18 protein-coding genes are annotated in these 18,689 nt (G+C 73.7%); 14 read left to right on the top strand and 4 right to left on the bottom strand.

Translation table 11 applies throughout. The annotated features are described in order from the left end of the window. The first annotated feature begins 308 nt into the window (after positions 1 to 308). From ACFU9E_RS34855 to ACFU9E_RS34870, 4 genes are all read left to right on the top strand, one after another. Entirely contained in the window at positions 309 to 2,885 is a 2,577-nt protein-coding gene (locus ACFU9E_RS34855) for an ATP-binding protein (RefSeq protein ID WP_380688573.1), read from the top strand. Between the two features lie 92 nt (positions 2,886 to 2,977). Further along, entirely contained in the window at positions 2,978 to 3,658 is a 681-nt protein-coding gene (locus tag ACFU9E_RS34860; RefSeq protein WP_355376066.1) for a response regulator, read from the top strand. Between the two features lie 110 nt (positions 3,659 to 3,768). Further along, the gene (locus ACFU9E_RS34865; protein ID WP_350555533.1) at positions 3,769 to 4,176 is read left to right on the top strand and encodes an OB-fold nucleic acid binding domain-containing protein; all 408 of its coding nucleotides are present in this window, start codon (positions 3,769 to 3,771) and stop codon (positions 4,174 to 4,176) included. Next, positions 4,173 to 4,937, top strand: a complete 765-nt coding sequence (locus ACFU9E_RS34870; RefSeq protein WP_380688575.1) for a DUF3159 domain-containing protein — start codon at positions 4,173 to 4,175, stop codon at positions 4,935 to 4,937. The genes ACFU9E_RS34865 and ACFU9E_RS34870 overlap by 4 nt, the downstream gene beginning before the upstream one ends. 97 nt (positions 4,938 to 5,034) lie before the next feature. Here ACFU9E_RS34870 and ACFU9E_RS34875 read toward each other — a convergent pair whose 3' ends face one another. After that, positions 5,035 to 5,706 carry a TrkA family potassium uptake protein gene (locus tag ACFU9E_RS34875; RefSeq protein ID WP_355376057.1) on the bottom strand — a complete coding sequence of 224 codons (672 nt, stop codon included), beginning with the start codon at positions 5,704 to 5,706 and terminating at the stop codon, positions 5,035 to 5,037. Next, on the bottom strand, positions 5,706 to 6,374 hold the full coding sequence (locus ACFU9E_RS34880) for a potassium channel family protein (protein WP_380689210.1): 669 nt from the start codon (positions 6,372 to 6,374) through the stop codon (positions 5,706 to 5,708). Before ACFU9E_RS34880 ends, ACFU9E_RS34875 begins: the two co-directional genes overlap by 1 nt. A 248-nt stretch (positions 6,375 to 6,622) precedes the next feature. Here ACFU9E_RS34880 and ACFU9E_RS34885 point away from each other — a divergent pair, with 248 nt between their 5' ends. Continuing rightward, positions 6,623 to 8,689, top strand: a complete 2,067-nt coding sequence (locus tag ACFU9E_RS34885; protein ID WP_380689212.1) for an APC family permease — start codon at positions 6,623 to 6,625, stop codon at positions 8,687 to 8,689. Positions 8,690 to 9,102: 413 nt separating this feature from the next. Further along, entirely contained in the window at positions 9,103 to 10,401 is a 1,299-nt protein-coding gene (locus ACFU9E_RS34890) for a class I SAM-dependent RNA methyltransferase (protein WP_380715662.1), read from the top strand. Positions 10,402 to 10,537: 136 nt separating this feature from the next. Here ACFU9E_RS34890 and ACFU9E_RS34895 read toward each other — a convergent pair whose 3' ends face one another. Then, positions 10,538 to 10,735, bottom strand: a complete 198-nt coding sequence (locus ACFU9E_RS34895; RefSeq protein WP_380687033.1) for a hypothetical protein — start codon at positions 10,733 to 10,735, stop codon at positions 10,538 to 10,540. 177 nt (positions 10,736 to 10,912) lie between these two features. On the opposite strand from ACFU9E_RS34895, the gene ACFU9E_RS34900 reads away from it, so the two are divergent. Next, positions 10,913 to 11,158: a toxin-antitoxin system HicB family antitoxin gene (locus ACFU9E_RS34900; RefSeq protein ID WP_380687031.1), complete on the top strand. Its 246-nt coding sequence runs from the start codon at positions 10,913 to 10,915 to the stop codon at positions 11,156 to 11,158. After that, a complete protein-coding gene (locus tag ACFU9E_RS34905) occupies positions 11,155 to 11,577 on the top strand; it encodes a fic family toxin-antitoxin system, toxin component (RefSeq protein ID WP_355376046.1) in 423 nt (140 codons plus the stop codon). The genes ACFU9E_RS34900 and ACFU9E_RS34905 overlap by 4 nt, the downstream gene beginning before the upstream one ends. A 25-nt stretch (positions 11,578 to 11,602) precedes the next feature. Here ACFU9E_RS34905 and ACFU9E_RS34910 read toward each other — a convergent pair whose 3' ends face one another. Beyond that, entirely contained in the window at positions 11,603 to 12,472 is an 870-nt protein-coding gene (locus tag ACFU9E_RS34910; protein ID WP_380687035.1) for a GNAT family N-acetyltransferase, read from the bottom strand. A 325-nt stretch (positions 12,473 to 12,797) separates the two neighbouring features. On the opposite strand from ACFU9E_RS34910, the gene ACFU9E_RS34915 reads away from it, so the two are divergent. From ACFU9E_RS34915 to ACFU9E_RS34940, 6 genes are all read left to right on the top strand, one after another. Then, positions 12,798 to 13,787 (top strand): RimK family alpha-L-glutamate ligase, encoded by a 990-nt coding sequence (locus ACFU9E_RS34915; protein WP_380687029.1) that lies wholly within the window; start codon positions 12,798 to 12,800, stop codon positions 13,785 to 13,787. Further along, positions 13,784 to 14,725 (top strand): RimK family alpha-L-glutamate ligase, encoded by a 942-nt coding sequence (locus ACFU9E_RS34920; protein WP_380687027.1) that lies wholly within the window; start codon positions 13,784 to 13,786, stop codon positions 14,723 to 14,725. The genes ACFU9E_RS34915 and ACFU9E_RS34920 overlap by 4 nt, the downstream gene beginning before the upstream one ends. A gap of 52 nt (positions 14,726 to 14,777) precedes the next feature. Continuing rightward, complete coding sequence (locus tag ACFU9E_RS34925; RefSeq protein ID WP_380687025.1) at positions 14,778 to 15,608, top strand: putative RNA methyltransferase; 831 nt, start codon at positions 14,778 to 14,780, stop codon at positions 15,606 to 15,608. Between the two features lie 172 nt (positions 15,609 to 15,780). Next, positions 15,781 to 17,214 (top strand): AAA family ATPase, encoded by a 1,434-nt coding sequence (locus ACFU9E_RS34930; protein ID WP_380687023.1) that lies wholly within the window; start codon positions 15,781 to 15,783, stop codon positions 17,212 to 17,214. After that, on the top strand, positions 17,211 to 17,600 hold the full coding sequence (locus ACFU9E_RS34935; protein ID WP_380687021.1) for a nucleotide pyrophosphohydrolase: 390 nt from the start codon (positions 17,211 to 17,213) through the stop codon (positions 17,598 to 17,600). Before ACFU9E_RS34930 ends, ACFU9E_RS34935 begins: the two co-directional genes overlap by 4 nt. A gap of 97 nt (positions 17,601 to 17,697) precedes the next feature. Beyond that, complete coding sequence (locus ACFU9E_RS34940; RefSeq protein ID WP_380715660.1) at positions 17,698 to 18,309, top strand: DUF6099 family protein; 612 nt, start codon at positions 17,698 to 17,700, stop codon at positions 18,307 to 18,309. Positions 18,310 to 18,689 lie beyond the last annotated feature (380 nt).

Raw genomic sequence — 18,689 nt, forward strand, 5'->3', positions numbered from 1 at the left:
GGTACTGCAGGGGGGACCCTGTGGGAGAGTAGGACGCCGCCGAACAATTCTTCTGAGAAGCCCCTGCCGGGGATACCGGCAGGGGCTTTTCGCATGTCCGGACCGAAATGCGGCCAGGCGGGGCAGGCGGGTGGGTGCCGCGCCGGCCAGTGCCGCCGCAGGCCCCGATGGCCCATCAATATGGCGCTAAAACTCCCAGCTCAGCGGCCAGATCGCTGGCAAACCGGCGCCTGCGCCGTAGTCTCGAAGGCGAAGGGAACTGGTGTCCGGGATGGCCGCCAGGCACGGCCGGATCAAGAATGGTGCACATGGGACGCGGCAGGCTGCGGGTCTACCTCGGGGCGGCACCCGGGGTCGGTAAGACGTACGCCATGCTCGCGGAAGCACACCGGCGGTCGGAGCGGGGGACGGACGTCGTGGTGGCGTTCGTCGAGGATCACGGGCGTCGGCACACGGCCGAGCAGGTCACGGGTCTCGAAGTGGTGCCGCGGCAGGAGCTGACCCACCGCGGGGCCGTGTTCACGGAGATGAACCTGGACACGGTCCTGGCACGCCGGCCGCAGGTGGCGCTGGTGGACGAGCTGGCGCACACCAATGTGCCGGGCTGCCGCAACGAGAAGCGGTGGCAGGACGTCGAGGAGCTGCTCGCGGCCGGGATCGACGTCATCTCGACGGTGAACATCCAGCACCTGGAGTCACTCGGCGACGTGGTCGAGGGCATCACGGGGATACGGCAGCGGGAGACGGTGCCGGACGAAGTGGTCCGCCGGGCCGACCAGATCGAGCTGGTCGACATGTCGCCGCAGGCGCTGCGGCGCCGGCTGGCGCACGGCAACGTGTACGCGCCGGAGAAGATCGACGCGGCACTCGCCAACTACTTCCGGCCGGGGAACCTGACGGCCCTGCGCGAGCTGGCGCTGCTCTGGACGGCCGACCGGGTTGACGAGTACCTGCAGAAGTACCGCGCCGAGCAGGGCATCAAGGGGACCTGGCAGGCGCGCGAGCGGATCGTGGTCGGTCTGACGGGCGGGCCGGAGGGGGCGACGCTGATCCGCCGGGCCGCCCGGATAGCCGCCCGCGGCTCGGGCGGTGAGCTGCTGGCGGTGCACATCTCCCGGTCGGACGGGCTGGCCGGTCCGGGCTCGGGGTCGTCGCAGACGCTGATCGAGCAACGGGCGCTGGTGGAGAGCCTGGGCGGCTCGTACCACGCGGTGCTGGGAGACGACCCGGCCGCGGGGCTGCTGGACTTCGCGCGCGGTGTGAACGCGACGCAGATCGTGCTCGGGACCAGCCGGCGGCCGGCCTGGCAGTACGTCTACGGCCCGGGTGTGAGCGGCACGGTGACCCGGGAGTCGGGCGACATCGACGTGCACATCGTCACGCACGAGCACGCCGCGAAGGGACGTGGGCGGGTTCCGACCCGCAAGGTGACCGATCTGGGCCGCACCCGGACGATCGCGGGCTGGCTGATCGGGGTGGCCGGGCCGCCGCTGCTGGCGCTGGTGCTCATCAATGTGCACGGTCTGGGTCTGACCACGGACATGCTGCTGTTCCTGTCGCTGACGGTGTGCGCGGCCCTGGTGGGCGGGCTCTTCCCGGCGATCGCCTCGGCGCTGGTCGGGTCCTCGGCGCTCAACTACTACTTCGCGCCGCCGATCCACACGTTCACGATCTCCGAGCCGCAGAACATCATGGCGGTGGCGATATTCACCGCCGTCGGCATGGCCGTGGCGTCGGTCGTCGACCTGGCGGCCCGGCGCACCCACCAGGCGGCCCGCAGCCAGGCCGAGGCGCAGTCGCTGAGCGCGCTGGCCGGCACGGTGCTGCGCGGGGCGCCGAACGGGGAGGGGGTGCTGACGGCCTTGCTGGAGCAGGTCCGGGAGACCTTCCAGCAGGAGTCGGTGGCGCTGCTGGAGCGGCCCGACCGGGTCGGCCCGTGGCAGGCGGTGGCGACGGCGGGCCCGCGTCCGCCGGAGCGGCCGGAGACGGCCGACGTGGACGTGCCGATCGGGGAGACGCTGGCGTTGGTGCTGCGCGGCCGGGTGCTGCCGGCCGAGGACCGCCGGCTGCTCGGGGCGTTCGCCGCGCAGGCCGCCGTGGTGCTGGAGCGCCGGCGACTGGCGGGGGAGGCGGCGGCCGCCCGGCGGGAGGCCGAGGGGAACCGGATCCGCACCGCTCTGCTCGCGGCCGTCTCGCACGATCTGCGCACTCCGCTCGCGGGGATCAAGGCCTCGGTGAGCTCGCTCCGTTCGGCGGACGTCGAGTGGGACGAGGAGGACGAGGCGGAGCTGCTGGCGGGGATCGAGGCGGGCGCCGACCGGCTCGACCATCTGATCAACAACCTGCTCGACATGAGCCGTCTGCAGACCGGGACGGTCACGCCGCTGATCCAGGAGACCGACCTGGACGAGGTGGTGCCGTTCGCGCTGGGCGGGGTGGCGCCGGAGGCGGTCCGGCTGGACGTGCCGGAGACCCTGCCGATGATCCTGGCCGACGGCGGACTGCTGGAGCGGTCGCTGGCCAATCTGATCGAGAACGCCGTCAAGTACAGCCCGGACGGGGTGAAGGTGCTGGTCAAGGCCGATGCGCTGGAGCCGGCGGGCGGGCCGGGCCGGGTGGAGCTGCGGATCGTGGACCGGGGGCCGGGGGTGCCGGAGGACGCCAAGGAGCGCATCTTCGCCCCGTTCCAGCGCTACGGGGACGCGCCGCGCGGTGCTGGGGTGGGCCTCGGGCTCGCGGTGGCGCGCGGCTTCGTCGAGGCGATGGACGGCACGGTGTCCGCCGAGGACACCCCGGGCGGCGGACTGACCATGGTGGTCACCCTGCCCACGACCGAGCGTGTCCCCGCGCCCGACGTACCGGAGCTCGCCCCGCCACCCACCTGATCGGTGACGCCCGCGACGACCGTTGAATGAAAGCTTTCGACCACTTCCGACCACTTCCGATCCGACCGACAGCCCCGAAAGGCGGAGCCCGTATGACCCGGGTCCTCGTCGTGGACGACGAACCGCAGATCGTCCGCGCGCTGGTGATCAACCTCAAGGCCCGCAAGTACGAGGTCGACGCGGCGCATGACGGTGCGAGCGCCCTGGAACTCGCCGCCGCCCGCCATCCCGACGTCGTCGTCCTCGACCTCGGCCTGCCCGACATGGACGGGGTCGAGGTGATCAAGGGCCTGCGCGGCTGGACCAGGGTGCCGATCATCGTGCTCTCCGCCCGGCACGCCTCCGACGAGAAGGTCGAGGCGCTGGACGCCGGGGCCGACGACTACGTCACCAAGCCCTTCGGCATGGACGAGCTGCTGGCCCGGATGCGCGCCGCCGTCCGCCGGGCCGAGCCGGTCGCCGGGGAGGACGGCTCGGTGGTGGTCACCGACAGCTTCACCGTGGACCTGGCGGCGAAGAAGGTGAACCGGGACGGTGCCGACATCCGGCTTACCCCGACCGAGTGGCATTTGCTGGAGGTCCTGGTGCGCAACGCGGGCCGGCTGGTCAGCCAGACCCAGTTGCTCCAGGAGGTGTGGGGCCCGGCCTACCGGACCGAGACGAACTATCTGCGGGTCTACCTCGCCCAGCTGCGGCGCAAGCTCGAACGCGACCCCTCGCACCCGCGGCACTTCATCACCGAGCCCGGCATGGGCTACCGCTTCGAGGGGTGAGCGGACGGTGCCGGTCCGGCGCGCCGGCGGCCCTCGCGGCGCGCTCGCGCGAAGTCCCCGGCCGACCTGCGGCCTGCCGCCGGGGCCCCCGGAACCGGTACCCTTCCGGCATGAGTGGTGACAACAGCAGCGGGCCGCCGCAGGGGCGCTTCCGCCGCATGCTCAGCCGGCTGACCTCCTCCACCGAGGAGTTGGAGGCCGAGGAGCTGCGCCAGGAGAGCGCCGCGGAGTCGGGCTGCACGCCGATCGCCAGCTGCGGGGACCGGCAACTGGTCACCGTGGCCGGCACCCTGCGGACCGTGACGCTCCGCCCGCGGGCCGGCGTACCGGCCCTGGAGGCGGAACTCTTCGACGGCACCGAGGCGCTGGACGTGGTCTGGCTCGGGCGCCGCTCCATCGCGGGCATCGAGCCCGGGCGCCGTCTGGTGGCCAGCGGCCGGATCAGCCACGCGCGTGGCCGCCGGGTGCTGTTCAACCCCCGCTACGAGCTGCGTCCGGTCGGACACGGGAGCGAATGAGCGTGAGCAACCAGCCCGGCGGCGAGCCCGCCGCCCAGCTCGGCCTGGTGGAGATCGCCCATGACGAGGAGGCGGCCCGGCAGGCCCAGGCCTCCCGGGAGGCCGCCGACACCGTGATGAAGGCGTTCGGCGGGGTCCGCGGCATGGTCGACATGACCCTGCCCGGCCTGGTCTTCATCGTCACCTACAACATCACCCACAAGGTGCCGGCGGCGGCCTGGGCCGCGCTGGGCCTGAGCGCGCTGTTCGTGGTGGCGCGGCTGCTGAAGCGGGAGACCGTCCAGCACGCCTTCAGCGGGGTGTTCGGCGTCGCCATCGGCGCCTGGATCTCGATGAAGACCGGCAAGGCGGAGAACTTCTACCTGCCGGGCCTGCTCTGGAACGTCGGCTACTGCGTGGGCCTGGCCGTCTCGGCGCTGGTCCGCTGGCCGCTGATCGGCATCATGCTCGGCCCGGTGACCGGCGAGATGTTCACCTGGCGCAAGGAGAATCCGGGCCGGCTGGCCGCCTACACCAGGGCCACCTGGGCGTGGGTGCTGATCATGGGCATCAAGCCGGTGATCCTCTTCCCGCTGTACTTCACCCACAACGTCAACCTGCTGGGCTGGCTCAAGGTCGCCCTGGGCATCCCGCCGCTGCTGCTGGCGATGTACGTGACCTGGCAGATCCTGCTGAAGGCGCCGCCGCCGATCAAGGCGCAGCTGGACGACGAGCCGGGGCCGGACGAGCACCCGGCCGACGGTTCGGCCGTCGGCCGGTAGCCGGTAGCCGACCGCCGGCCGGACCGGTGGCCGGTAGCGGTCAACGGTCGAGGGCCCGCACTCCGAGCGAGTGCGGGCCCTCGGCGTTTCTCGGCTCCTACTGGGCGCCGGCCGAGCTGGAGAGCAGGTCCTCCAGCTCCTCCTCGCGCTCCTGGGCGGCCACGAAGAGCAGCTCGTCGCCGCCCTCCAGGGTGTCGTCCTTGCCGGGCACCAGGACCCGGCCCTCGCGCAGGATGGTCACCAGCGCGGTGTCCGGCGGCCACGGCACGTCGCCGACCCGGGTGCCGACCAGCTCGGTGTCCTCGGCGAGGGTCAGCTCGACGAGGTTGGCGTTGCCCTGGCTGAAGCGCATCAGCCGGACCAGGTCGCCGACGCTGACCGCCTCCTCGACCAGGGCGGACATCAGGCGCGGGGTGGAGACGGCCACGTCCACGCCCCAGGACTCGTTGAAGAGCCACTCGTTCTTCGGGTTGTTCACCCGGGCGACCACCCGCGGCACGCCGTACTCGGTCTTCGCGAGCAGCGAGACGACCAGGTTGACCTTGTCGTCACCGGTCGCGGCGATCACCACGTGGCAGCGCTGCAGCGCGGCCTCGTCCAGCGAGGTGATCTCGCAGGCGTCGGCGAGCAGCCACTCCGCCATGGGCACCCGCTCCACCGAGATGGAGTTGGGGTTCTTGTCGATCAGCAGGACCTCGTGGCCGTTCTCCAACAGCTCGCCCGCGATCGAGCGTCCGACGGCGCCGGCTCCGGCAATGGCGACTCGCATCAGTGACCTTCCTTCCGCGGGCCCTGCGCGAACGCGGCCTCGACCGCCGTCAGGTCGGCCCGGCGCAGCATCACGTGCACCAGGTCGCCCTCCTGCACCACCATCTGGGGCGAGGGCAGCACGCCCTCGCCGAGCCGGGTGACGAACGACACCCGGGCGCCGGACGCCTCCTCCAGCTCGCTCAGCCGGTGGCCGACCCAGTCGGGGTCGTAGGCGACCTCGGCGAGCTGGACGGCGCCGCTCGGGTCCTGCCAGAGCGGCTCGGCGCCGCTCGGCAGCAGACGGCGCAGCATCTGGTCGGCCGTCCAGCGCACGGTGGCGACGGTGGGGATGCCCAGGCGCTGGTAGACCTCGGCGCGCCGGGGGTCGTAGATCCGGGCGGCGACGTTCTCCACGCCGAAGTTCTCCCGGGCCACCCGGGCGGCGATGATGTTGGAGTTGTCACCACTGGAGACGGCGGCGAAGGCGCCCGCCTCCTCGATGCCCGCCTCCTTGAGGGTGTCCTGGTCGAAGCCGACACCGGTCACCCGGCGGCCGTTGAACCCGGCGCCGAGCCGGCGGAAGGCCGTCGGGTCCTGGTCGACGACGGCCACCGAGTGGCCCTGTTTCTCCAGTGCTCGGGCGAGGGCGGAGCCCACCCGGCCGCAGCCCATGATGACGATGTGCACCGGCGCTACCTCACCCGTCCTGTAGGGGTCATGACCTGCGCAAACACCGTTCGATCTCCGTTTCCCCGCCCCGGTGTCCGGGGTGGGCGTCCTCGTGGGGCTCGGCACGACAACCACAGTGTTGCCCGCCTGCTCGTATCCGACACGCTAGCCGGTCCGCCGAACACAGTCGCGACGAAGGGTGGCCTCAACGGGGGGCGTCCGTGGGACGTCGCTTCGTACTGCCCCTACGATTCCTTACCGTGCCTATGCCGACTGACCTACCGAAACGCATCCTCATCGGGCGTGCGTTGCGCAGTGACAAGCTGGGGGAGACGCTGCTCCCCAAGCGCATCGCGCTGCCCGTCTTCGCCTCGGACGCGCTCTCCTCGGTCGCGTACGCGCCCGAGGAGATCCTGCTGACCCTTTCCCTGGCGGGTGCCTCTGCGATCCACTTCTCGTGGCAGATCGGCGTCGTGGTCGCCATCGTGATGCTCGCGGTGGTGGCCTCGTACCGGCAGAACGTGCACGCCTACCCGAGCGGCGGCGGCGACTACGAGGTCGCCACCGTGAACCACGGCCCGAACTCCGGCCTGGTGGTCGCGAGCGCGCTGATGGTCGACTACATCCTCACCGTGGCGGTCTCCACCACCTCGGGCGTGGCCAACGTGGTGTCGGCGGTGCCGGCGCTGCGCGGGCACGAGCTGACCCTCTCGGTCGTCGTGGTCATCCTGCTGATGGGGATGAACCTGCGCGGCGTCCGGGAGTCCGGTACGGCCTTCGCCATCCCGACGTACGCCTTCATGGTCGGCGTGCTCGGCATGGTGGTGTACGGCGTGATCCGGCACTTCGGGATGGGGCAGGACATGCCCTCCGAGAGTTCCGGTTTCCACCTGGCGGCGACCCCGGGGAACGAGTCCCTGGCCGGCTTCGCCATGGTGTTCCTGCTGCTCAAGGCGTTCTCCTCGGGCTGTGCGGCGCTGACCGGCGTGGAGGCGATCTCCAACGGCGTGCCGGCGTTCCGCAAGCCGAAGAGCAAGAACGCGGCGACCACGCTGCTGATGATGGCGAGCATCGCCGTCGTGATGTTCATGGGCATCATCTGGCTGGCCCGGCTGACCGGTGTGCAGATGGCCGAGGACCCCGCGCAGCAGCTGGTCGGCGTGCCCGGCGACTACCACCAGAAGACCGCGCTGGCCCAGATCAGCGAGGCGGTGTTCTCGAACTTCACGCCGGGCTTCTACTTCGTCGCCGCCGTCACCGGGCTGATCCTGGTGCTGGCCGCCAACACCGCGTTCAACGGTTTCCCGGTGCTGGGCTCGATCCTGGCCCAGGACCGCTACCTGCCGCGTCAGCTGCACACCCGCGGTGACCGGCTGGCCTTCTCCAACGGCATCATCCTGCTGGCGCTGGCCGCGATCCTGTTCATCATCGCCTTCAACGCGGACCCGACCCGGCTGATCCAGCTGTACATCGTCGGCGTCTTCGTGTCGTTCAACATGAGCCAGTCCGGCATGATCCGGCACTGGACCAGGAATCTGCGCACCGAGACCGACCCGGCCAAGCGCCGCCACATGCAGCGCAGCCGGGCGATCAACACCTTCGGCCTGGTGATGACCATGGCGGTGCTGATCGTCGTGCTCGCCACCAAGATCAGCCACGCCTGGATCGCCATCGCGGCGATGGTGGTGCTGTTCGTGATGATGAAGGCGATCCGCCGCCACTACGACCGGGTCTCCGAGGAACTGGTCGCCGCCGAGGTGCCGGACGACGTGGTGCTCCCCACCCGGGTGCACGCGATCGTGCTGGTCTCCAAGCTGCACAAGCCGGCGCTGCGGGCACTGGCGTACGCGCGGCTCGCGCGGGCGCACACCCTGGAGGCGGTGACCGTGAACGTCGACCCGGCGGACACCGCGGCGCTGCGCGCGGAGTGGGACGAGCGCGGGATCGAGGTGCCGCTCAAGGTGCTGGACTCGCCGTACCGGGAGATCACCGGCCCGGTGCTGGACTACGTGAAGAACCTGCGCCGCAGCAGCCCGCGCGAGGTGGTGTCGGTCTACATCCCCGAGTACGTCGTCGGCCACTGGTACGAGCACCTGCTGCACAACCAGAGCGCGCTGCGGCTCAAGGGCCGGCTGCTGTTCAAGCCGGGTGTGATGGTGACCTCGGTGCCGTGGCAGCTGGAGTCCTCGGAGCGGCGCAAGCCGCAGAAGGCCTGGTCGGCGCCCGGTTCCGTCCGGCGTGGTGAGCCCCGGGCGCCCAAGGCCGTAAAGTCGGAAGTCTCGGCGAAGCCCGCCGGCCCGGCCGACCGCAGCACGAAGGACTCCTCCCAGTGACCCGCAACACTCCCTCTCGTTCCCATGGCTCCTCGGGCAAGGGCGCCCGCAAGGGCGGCGCCTCAGGCCGGCCCGGGCAGGTCGCCCGGCCGCGCTGGGGCAAGCCGTCGCGGCCGGAGGCGACCGACCGCGACGGGTTCACCGCGCGGACGGCGCCGCTCGCGCCGGAGGAGCGCGCACCGCAGCGTGCGGAGGAGCCTTCGCGCCCGGAGCGCAGTGAGCGTGCCGCGCGTCCGGAGCGGGCTGCGCGCGGTGAGGCGCGCGAGGGCGGGGAAGGGCAGTCGAAGGGCGGTGCGCAGCGCCCGCGCAAGCAGGCCGTGCGTCCCCCGCGGGCGCTGCGCACCGCCGGCGCGCCCAAGGCGTCCCAGACCCCCAAGGCCCCCCGGGCGCCGAAGGCTCCCACCGGCGACCCGCTGGTCGGCGAGCGCTACGAGGTCGAGGTGGGCCCCGTCGCGCACGGCGGCGGTCACTGCGTGGCCCGGCACGAGGGCCGGGTGCTGTTCGTCCGGCACGCGCTGCCCGGCGAGAAGGTGATCGCGCAGGTCACCGAGGGCACCACCACCTCGCGCTTCCTGCGTGCCGACGCGGTGGAGGTCCTGGAGCCGGCCAAGGACCGGATCGCCCCGCCGTGCCCGTTCTCCGGGCCCGGCAAGTGCGGCGGCTGCGACTGGCAGCACGTCACGCCCGGCGGCCAGCGCAAGCTCAAGGTGCAGGTGCTGACCGAGCAGCTGGCCAAGCTGGCCGGCCTGACCCCGGCCGAGGCCGGCTGGGACGGCAGCGTCGAGCCGGTCGGCGGCAAGCTGCCGGCCGGCCAGGTGCCGGCCTGGCGCACCCGCGTGCAGTACGCCGTCGACCCGCAGAGCGGCAAGGTCGGGCTGCGCAAGCACCGCTCGCACGAGATCCAGCCGGTCGACCGCTGCCTGATCGCCGCCGAGGGCGTCACCGAGCTGGGCGTGGAGGCCCGCGACTGGCCGGGCGTCGTCTCGGTCGAGGCGATCGCCGCCTCCGGCTCCTCGGACCGTCAGGTGGTGCTCACCCCGGCGCCGGGCGCCCAGCTGCCGCTGGTCGAGCTGGACCGTCCGGTCTCCATCGCCCGCATCGACGAGCAGGGCGACCCCCACAAGGTGCACGGCCGCGGCTTCGTGCGCGAGCGCGCCGCCGGGCGGACCTGGCGGGTCAGCAACGGCGGCTTCTGGCAGATCCATCCGGAGGCGCCGGACACCCTGGTCGACGCCGTGCTCGACGGCCTGGACCCGCAGTGGGGCGAGAACGCGCTCGACCTGTACTGCGGGGTGGGCCTGTTCGCGGGCGCCCTGGCCGACCGGGTCGGCGAGGACGGCGCGGTGCTCGGCATCGAGTCCGGCAAGCAGGCGGTGGCCGACGCCCGGCACAACCTGGCCGCGCTGGAGAACGTCCGGATCGAGTGCGACCGGGTGGAGTCCCTGCTGCCGCGCACCGGGATCACCGCGACCGACCTCATCGTGCTCGACCCGCCGCGCGCGGGTGCCGGGCGGGAGACCGTCGCCCACCTCGCCGGGCTCGGCGCCCGCCGGATCGCGTACGTGGCCTGCGACCCGGCGGCCCTCGCCCGGGACCTGGCGTTCTTCCGAGCGGGCGGCTACCGCCCGCTCTCGCTGCGGGCCTTCGACCTGTTCCCGATGACGCACCACTTCGAGTGCGTGGCGATCCTGGAGCCCGTCGGGGGCGAGTGACCCTCGGACGCGACGACGACGGAGGCGGTACCCGGGTCTTCCGGGTACCGCCTCCGTCGTCGTCCTCTGCTCTCTCTTCTGTCCTCTTCCGCTTCCGCCTTCGTCGGTTTCCGCCGCCGTCGGTGCCGCGGGCGGCTCAGGGCAGGTGGTGTTCCTCTTCCTGGGCGTCGTGCAGCAGGGCGATGCCGTGCTGGGCGGCGAGCCGGATCAGCGAGGCGATCCGGCCCTGGTACGCCTGGACGCCGTCGGCGTCCCCTTCGGCCCGGGCGGCCGCGAGTTCCTTGCGGGCCTGGGCGAGCTGCTCGCGCAGCTCCTGGTCGAACATGGCTGTCATTGCCGGCCTCCACACCGGTCGGTGCCGCTCCAGGGAATGCTCGGGGCACTTCAGAATCTCCGAAGGTGAAGAACTCTTCAAGTCTCCCTCTCCGCCGGTGCCGAGCGCGTCGAGCGGGCGTGCGAGGGGCCGCGCGCGCCCTTGTTGTGCTAGCACTTCAGCGCTAGCTTGAATTTCATGGGTAAGAAGCAGCTGAACGTCCGGGTGGACGCCACCACCGCGGAGATGGCCCGGGAGCGGGCGGAGCAGCAGGGGATCAGCATGAACCAGTACATCGAGCGCCTGGTCCAGCAGGACATGGGCGAGGCCGGGCGGGCTTTCGTCGACGCGGCGGCGCAGTTCATGAAGGAGTACGAGACGGCGTTCCTCGCCGAGTTCGGCGAGCAGCGGGGCGGCGCCGACCTGCAGGACGTGCGCCGTTGAAACTGGAGGTCGACCTCTCGTGGCTGCTCATGACCGCCGAGCAGTACACGCCCGGTGACCCGCAGGTCACCGACTACGGATCGCTGCTCGCCGCCGTCGCGCGGCACCAGGCCGAGATCTTCGACATCGCCGTCTACCCCGAACCGCAGGACCGCGCCGCCGCCCTCATGCACCAGCTGATCCGGGTGCCCGCGCTGGAGAAGACCAACGAGCTGTTCGCCACCGCCGTCGCCTACGCCTACCTGGTGGCCAGCGGTTGCTCGGTGGCGACCACGGCCCGTGAGGTGCGCAGCCTCGCCCGGGCCATCCGCGAGGGGCGGCTGACCGTCTCCGGGGTGGCGGACCGGCTGGCCGCCTGGGTGGTGGACGAGGCCGAGGACGAGGAGGTCAGCGGCGAGGACGACGACGACTCGGAATGAGGGGAGCGGGATCGGGAGGGCGGGCTCAGCTGGTCCCGGCCGCCGGCTCGGTCGGCTCGGTGGGTTCGGCCGGTGCGAGCGGCTCGGCGATCAGCGCGGTCGCGAACGGGCGGAAGCCCGCGCGACGGTAGATCCGGGCCACGTCCTCGTCGGCCGCGGACAGGAACACCGTCCGCACCCCGGTGGCCCGGGCGTGCTCGACCAGCGCCGCGGTGACGGCCAGCCCCAGCCCGCGCCGGCGCGCCGAGGGCAGCGTGCCCACGCCGGCCACCTCGGTGACCGCGCCGACCGGGTTGTGCTGACCCGCGCAGAGCGGAGTGCCGTCCTCGAAGGCCGCCGCCAGCACGGTGTGTCCGGAGGCGATCCGTGCGGCGGTCCGCGCCGCGGTGCCGTCGGACCCCAACACCTGGGCCTTCGCGGCGAGTTCCGCCGCTCCGGTGTCGCCCACGCCGGTGCCCGGCTCGTCGAATGCCAGGTGCGGGACGGCCACCGCGTGCGCGAGCGCCGGGTCGTCGGCGGCCAGCACCCGCACCGCCACGCCGTCGGCCGCACCGCCCGACGCGGGGCCCGGCACGCCCGGGGCGTCCTGCGGGCCCAGCACCAGCAGCGGGTGCTCGTGCACCGTCAGCCCCGCCTCCTCCACCGCCGCGCGCAGCAGCGGGTCGTGCTCGGCCACCCACTCGAACGCCTCCGGCAGGCCCAGCTCGCGCTGGCGGGCCAGCACCCGGCGGACGTCCTCGGCGGTGGCCGCCGGACCCTGGTGGCCCAGCGCCGGCCGGGCGTAGTACGGCCAGCCGGCGCCCTCGCGGACGAAGAGGCTGAGCGGTCCGAAGTCCTCCACGCGCGCGGCGGCGCGTGGAACCGCGTCGTAGTAGCGCTCGATCTCGTCGAGCAGGACCCGGTCGGCCTGGGCGGCGGAGGGGGCGGAGGGGGCGGAGGGGGCGGTTTCAAGATCGTCAAAGGTCACGCCGTGCATCCAAGCAGGCCTGCCCCGTTCATGCCAGGGATTTGCCGGCCCCGGCCCGGACCGCGGGCCCCGCGAGGGCGCCCGGAGCCCCGGAAGGCCGCCGGGCCCGGGCATTTCGCCGCGATTGTTGCCCAACGCTTACAGGCCGGGCGATCTTGTGGGCGGACCCCATGGCATCCTGGGGCTTTTACAGCTCTGCCGGACGGGGACGGCGGACGTCCGCGTTGGGCGAAGCGAGGGGGATGACCGGCTCATGAGGCTCTGCTTTCTGGTGGAGGAGCACTACCGGCACGACGGCATGCCGCTCGACGTCGTACGGCAACTCACCGCGTGGGGGCACCGGGTGGACGTGCTGCGCCCCGGCGACTCGCTGATGGCGATCTCCGAGGCGGTCCGCGCCGGGAGCCACGACGCCTGGGTGCTCAAGACCGTCTCCGGCGGGCCCGGCCTCACCCTGCTGGAGGCCGCCGCCGCGGTCGGCCTCACCACCGTCAACGACGTCCGCTCGATCCGCGGCGTCCGCGACAAGGCACTCGCCTCCGTCGTCGCCCGCACCCGCGGACTGCCCGTCCCCGTCACCTACGCGGCCGCCCGCTGGGAACGGCTCGCCGAGATCCCCGCGGCCGAGTACCCGCTGGTCGTCAAGCCCGCCGACGGCAGCTCCGGGCGGGCCGTGCGGCTCGTCCGCGACCCCGGGCAGCTCGCCGAGATCGGCCCCCTGCTGGCCGGTGAGGGCCTGCTCATCGCGCAGCCCTACGTGCCCAACTCCGGCACCGACCTCAAGGTGTACTGCGTCGACGGCGAGCTCTACGCCACCGAGCGGTGCTCGCCGCTCAACCCCGACCAGGGCGTGCGGGAGCGGCAGGTGCCGCTGCCCGCCGAGGTGGCGCGGATCGCCGCGCAGGTCGGCGAGGTGTTCGGGCTCGACCTGTACGGCGTCGACGTGCTGCTCGGCCCGGACGGGCCGGTGGTCGTCGACATCAACGACTTCCCGAGCTTCCGGCAGGTGCCGGACGCGGTCGCGCGGGTCGCGCGGGCGATCCTGCGGCTGGCCCGCACCGGCACGGCGGTCACGGCGCCCGCGGTGGCGCTGGACGCCGCCGGGTTGGATGCCGCCGGGCTGGACGCCTCCGTGGGCGCGGTCGGGCTCGGCGCGCGGGCCGTGCGGATGCCCGCGCAGGGCGGCGGGGCCGCCGTCGGGGTGGCCGGCCTGGGCGGCGTGGGCGTCGGCGGCCCGCTGTGAGGATCGGCCTGATCACCTCCGCCCCGGACCACCCGCTGCTCGCCGCGGCCGGTGCGCTGCTGACCGCGGCCGGCCACCGGGTCGAGGCGCTCGATCCGGCGGGGCGCGCGGGCGAAGGGCCGCTCGCCGACGTCTACCTGCTCAAGGCCCGCACCCCGGCAGCCCTCGCGCTCGCCCGGTCGCTGGAGGAGCGCGGCGCGCCCGTCGTCAACTCGGCCGCCGCCACCGAGTTCTGCCAGGACCGCACCGCCATGGCCGAACTCGCCCGGCGGGCCGGCGTGCCCTTCGCACCCACCCGCACCGCCGACCGTCCGGCCGTGCTGCTCGCGGCGGCCGAGGCGGGCGAACTCGCGTTCCCGCTGGTGCTCAAGAGCCGGCACAGCCGCCGCCACGACCTCGTCGCCAGGGTCGACGACCTCGCCCGGCTGCGCGCGCTCGCCGAGCAGTGGGCCGACGAGCCCGTCGTCGCCCAGCCCTACCTGCCGAGCACCGGCTGGGACCAGAAGCTCTGGGTCGTCGCCGGGCAGCTGTTCTGCACCCGCCGGCGCTCCGAACTCGCCGACCCCGGCCACAGCGGGCTGCCGCACGGCGTGGCCGGGTCGGGGCCGGGAGGCGGGTCCGTACCGGGAGCCGGGTCCGCGCCGGCGGACGGCTTCGGGCCGGCCGATCTGCCCGTCGAGCGCGCCCGGCTCGCCCTGCGGGTCGGCGAGGTGTTCGGCCTCGACGTCTACGGCGTCGACCTGCTGGACGGGCCGGACGAACCGGTCGTCGTCGACGTCAACGCCTTCCCGGGCATCCGGGGCCAGGCCGGCGCGCCCGAGGCACTGGCCGCGCTCGCCCTGCGGGCCGCCGCCGCGGGCACCCGGGAGCGGCCGTCCGTCCCCGGCCCGCGGGCGGGCGCCCCGGCGGATGCGGGACCGCCCGGCGCGGCTCGTTAGGCTGGCACCCCCGGCCGGAACACGCGACCGGGTCGCGAGAGAAGACGGACCCTTGCTGCAGGACATCGAGCCCTACCTGGCCTGCCCGCACTGCGCGCAGCCGCTCACCCTCGACGGGCGCACCCTGCGCTGCCCCGCCGGACACAGCCACGACGTCGCCAAGCAGGGCTACGTCAGCCTGCTCGCCGGCGACGCCCACACCGGCACCGGTGACACCGCCGACATGGTCGCCGCCCGCGGCGACTTCCTCGCCGCCGGCCACTACCGGCCGATCGCCGACGCCCTCGCCGAGGCAGCCGTGGCCGCCGACCCCGAAGGACTCGTCGTCGACCTCGGCGCCGGCACCGGCCACTACCTCGCCCACGTCCTCGACGCCCTCCCCGGCCGACCCGGCGCGGCCCTCGACATCTCCAAGTACGCGCTGCGCCGCGCCGCCAGGGCCCACCCCCGGATCGGCGCCGTGGTCTGCGACGCGTGGCGCCCGCTGCCGCTGCTGGACGGCGGTGCCGGGCTCGTCCTCAATGTGTTCGCCCCGCGCAACGGCCCCGAGCTGCGCCGTGTGCTGCGGCCCGGCGGCACCCTGCTGCTCGTCGCTCCGACCTCGCGCCACCTGCGCGAACTCGTCACCGCCCTGGGGCTGCTGTCGGTCGACGAGGAGAAGCAGCGGCGCATCGACGAGAAGCTCGGGCCGTACCTGACGCCGGCCGGGCAGCGCGAGGTGGAGTTCACGCTGCGGCTGTCCGCCGAGGAGGTGCGGACCGTGGTCGGCATGGGGCCGAGCGCCTGGCACACCGACGCGGACCGGCTGGCGGAGCGGCTCGCCGCGCTGCCGGACCCGGTCGAGGTGACGGCCTCCGTCACCGTCGCCGCCTACCGGCGCTGATCCGGTGGTGCGCGGCGGCGGACGGCGCTGAACCGGACCTGCGCGCCGCCCGTCGACCCTGCGCGGCGGCGGACGGCGCGGGCCCGGCCGCGCGCGCCGGGTCCACCCCGAAGGGATGAATCTGCCGGGCAGGCACGTTTCTGCCTCCCGACCGGCCGATAACGTCCGACGGGTGAACCGCGACGCCACCCGGCCCGCCGTGCCGGCCCACCCGCAGCAGCGCAGCCCGGACCCGGGCGAGCCGACCGTCCGGCGCCCGACCGTCGAGGAGATCCGGCTCACCTCCTTCAAGTCCTACCGGCGTGCGACGCTCCCGCTCGCGCCTCTCACGGTGCTGCACGGTCCCGCCGGCGTCGGCAAGTCCAACGCGCTCGACGGCCTCGCCGTCCTCTCCCGGCTCGCCCTCGGCGACGAGATCGGCGCCTCCCTCGACGGGCGGCCCGGCACCACCGGCCCGCTCGCCACCCGCCTGCGCGGCGGCCTCGACGGCTGCGTGCCGCACGGCCGCAACGCCCTCATCCTCGGCTGCACCGTCCGCTCCCCGGACGGGCCGATCGGCCTCGAAGTCGTCGTCCGCACCGACGGGCCGGTCCGGATCGCCCGGGAGCAGCTCACCCTCGACGGGCAGACCCTCGTCGAGACCGGCGAGCAGGACCTGCGCAAGTGCCGCGTCAACGTCAGCTGGCACAACGACACCCGGCAGGGCGACATCCGGGCCCCGTTCCCCAGCGGGACGCTGATCACCGCCCAGATCCCGCTGCGGGTCGCCGGCTCCTCGCCCGGCGAACGCAAGGTCCTCGCCGCCGCCGAACAACTGCTCACCGCGCTGCGCGAGGTCTTCCCCGTCCACCCGGTGCCCGCCCTCATGCGGGGCTGGGCGCGCCCCGACCCGCAGGCCCGGCTGCTCAGCACCGCGGCCAACATCTCCGCCCTGATCGCCCGGCTCAGCAACGAGTGCCCCCGCCGCTACGGGCAGCTGCTGCGCGTCGTCCAGTCCGCCGCCCCGCACCCGCTGCTGGGCCTCGACCTCGCCCACCGCGGCGGCGGCGCGGACCGGCGGGTGCTCGCGGTGTTCGACGAGGGACTGCTCGGGCGCACCGGAGCCGACCAGGCCTCCGACGGGATGCTGCGCTACCTGGCGTTCGCCGCGGTGCTGCTCACCGGCGCGGGGGTGCTGGACCTCGACGTGGCGGTCGAGGTGCCGTGGGCGCAGCGGCAGTTGACCGTGCTCGCCGACGACCTCGGGGCGGGGCTCGGCACCGACCAGAGCGCGTCGCTGCTCCGGCTCGCCCGGGACATGGCCGGGCGCAACCAGTTGCGGGTGCTCGCCACGCTCCAGGAGTCGGCGGCGGCGCGGGACGCGCTCGGCGGGGTCGGCGAACTGCCGCCCGGGGTGGCGGTGGTGGAGTGCCGACGCGATCCCGGCTCGGGGCTGACGGTGCTGCGGGCGGAGACGGCGCGGGTGCCGGGGCAGGCGGTGCGGGGTGGTTCGGCGGCCTCGCCCGTGCTTCCGTCGGCGCGGTCGGCATCGGATTCGGTGGCGGGTGGGGTGGCCGGTCCGGCGGTGGGTCCGGCGGTGGGCGGTGAGGTAAACCTGGACGGGTGAACGAACGAGAGACCGATATCCCCGGGCCCACGCTGGAAGAGCTGCGCCGGCGGCTGGTGGAGTTCGCCGCGGCGCGGCGCTGGGAGCCCTTCCACACGCCCAAGAACCTCGCTTCGGCGTTGACCGTGGAGGCCGGCGAGCTGCTGGAGATCTTCCAGTGGCTCACGCCCGAGCAGGCGTCCGCGGTGATGGCCGACCCGGACCGCGCCCACCGGGTGCGCGACGAGGTGGCCGACGTGCTCGCCTACCTGCTCCAGTTCTGCTCGGTGGTCGGGGTCGATCCGCTGACGGCCCTGGCGGAGAAGATCGAGCGCAACGAGTTGCGCTTTCCGGTCCCCGGAGCCCTCGCCGAGGAGGCCGACGTCAACCCGGAGGCCGCCTCCTAAGCCTTGTGGGGGACGGGAGTTGTCCACATCCCTCGGGTTGTCCACAGGTTTCCGATGTCCGCGTGCAGGTCCTTCCGTCCCGGCGCACTCTCTCACCGTGACCGCACGGCAGAGCGCCGCGCGGGTGACGGAAGGAGCGTTCGGCATGGAGGCGCTGCGACTGATCAAGACCGCCCGGCACGCCCTGGCGGAGACCAGGAACATCCCGGACGTGCTGGCCGAGGCTCGGCAGGCTGCCTTGCTCGCCGAAGCGGTGGGCACCCGGCTCGGGGGCTCCGAGTACGGCGAACTCTCGGGCCTCGGGCAGCTGTTGGCGGAGACGGCGCTGCATGCGGCGTGCTGCCTGGACCATGCGACGGGGGACGTGGCGGGGGCGTCGGCCTTCGGGCCCGGCAGCCGGGCCCGAAGGCTCGGCGAGCTGGGCGAGCTGGGGCCGATGCTGGACGAACTCGGCGGTCTGCTGCGGGACATCGGGGAGACGCTGGTGGTGCTGGCCTGCGGGGCGGACACCGAGAGCCTCTACTGGGCGTGCATCGACGGTGTGGATGCGGGAGCGGAGTGCACCCGCCTGGTCGCCCAACTGCGCGACGCCGTAAGGAGTATCGCGGGCGAGCGACCCGAGGAGGACGAGCTCGCGGAACGTTTACTGCTGCTCCAGCTCGACCCGCCGGGCGAGCGGGCGGAGGTGGTCCCGGCGCCGGTGGCGTAGCCCCGAAGGGCGGCGTGCGTGGCGCAGCGAGCGGTCGGCCGGACGCGGCCCCCGGCCACTGCATCCACCGGGCCTCCCCCTCGCCGGCCTGCCCCCGCCGGGGCCCCTGCCCCGGCGGGGGCAGCGGGAGGGCGAAACAACGAAATAGTGGTAGCGGGTGGGTTGGTGGGCGGGTGTGCGGGAGCGGGAGCGGGAGCGAGAGCGGGAAGGGCGGAGGGAGGGGGAGGGGGGAGGGGTGGGGGGGGGGGGGGCGCCGCGCGGGCCGGGCGGGGGGGGGGGGGGGGGGCCGGGGGGGGGGGGGGGGGCGGGGGGGGGGGGGGGCGGCGGTGCGGTTCGGGGAGGTCTCGGGGGACCCGGTCCGGGAGGTGATGGCCGAGCAC

It is taken from the genome of Kitasatospora sp. NPDC057595 (genome assembly GCF_042800875.1).
Lineage (GTDB): Bacteria > Actinomycetota > Actinomycetes > Streptomycetales > Streptomycetaceae > Kitasatospora.